1 protein-coding gene is annotated in these 1,214 nt (G+C 71.3%); it reads left to right on the top strand.

Annotated elements, in window-relative coordinates:
• Positions 1-1,080, top strand: a 1,080-nt coding sequence (gene argH, locus ACIRS4_RS37755; RefSeq protein WP_404204725.1) for an argininosuccinate lyase, incomplete at its 5' end; no start/stop codon positions are given.
• Between the last annotated feature and the right edge of the window lie 134 nt (positions 1,081-1,214).

The following is a 1,214-nucleotide window of genomic DNA, read 5'->3' as shown; positions in this document are numbered from 1 at the left end:
GGCCGCTCCCGCAACGATCAGGTGGCCACGCTGTTCCGCATGTGGCTGCGGGACGCGGTGCGGCACATCGCCGCCGGCGTGCTGGACGTGGTCGACGCCATCGTCGCGCAGGCCGCCGCGCACCCCGACGCGGTCATGCCCGGCAAGACCCACCTGCAGGCCGCCCAGCCGGTGCTGCTGGCCCACCACCTGCTCGCGCACGCGCATCCGCTGCTGCGCGACATCGACCGGATCCGCGATTTCGACAAGCGGGCCGCGGTGTCGCCCTACGGTTCCGGCGCGCTGGCGGGCTCCTCGCTGGGCCTGGATCCGGAAGCCATCGCCGCCGAACTGAACTTCGACTCCTCGGCCGCGAACTCCATCGACGCCACCTCCTCGCGCGACTTCGCCGCCGAGGCCGCGTTCGTGCTGTCCATGATCGCCGTCGACCTCAGCCGCATGGCCGAAGAGGTGATCATCTGGAGCACACCGGAATTCGGCTACATCACCCTCGCCGACGCCTGGTCCACCGGCTCGTCGATCATGCCGCAGAAGAAGAACCCCGACGTCTCGGAGCTGACCCGCGGCAAGGCCGGTCGCCTCATCGGCAACCTGACCGGTTTGCTGGCCACGCTGAAGGCGCAGCCGCTGGCCTACAACCGTGACCTGCAGGAAGACAAGGAACCGGTCTTCGACTCGGTCGCCCAGCTGGAGCTGCTGCTGCCCGCCATCGCGGGCCTGGTCTCCACCCTGACCTTCCACACCGACCGCATGGCCGAGCTGGCTCCGGCGGGCTTCACCCTGGCCACCGACATCGCCGAATGGCTGGTCCGCCAGGGCGTTCCGTTCCGCGTCGCGCACGAGGCCGCGGGCGGCTGCGTCCGCGCCGCCGAGGCGCGCGGCGTCGGCCTGGACGAGCTGACCGACGCGGAGTTCGCGGCCGTCGACCCGGGGCTCACCCCCGCCGTACGTGAGGTGCTGACGGTGCAGGGCTCCATCGCCTCCCGCAACGCGCGCGGCGGCACCGCCGGAACCCAGGTCGCCAAGCAGCTCGAAGAGGTGCGCGGCACGGCTGCCACCCAGCGCGCCTGGCTGGGCTGACCCACCCGGGCGACAGCTGATCGACGAAACGGCCCGTGGGGGTTCCTTTTCCGGAACCCCCCACGGGCCGTTCGTCATCCGCGACGGTAATTCATGTGTTTCGCGGCGGGCCCGGACGCGCGACCGGAGTCGTG

This window comes from Streptomyces sp. NPDC101166, from assembly GCF_044768125.1.
Taxonomy (GTDB): Bacteria; Actinomycetota; Actinomycetes; order Streptomycetales; family Streptomycetaceae; genus Streptomyces.
This window is presented reverse-complemented; position numbering and strand designations above follow the sequence as displayed.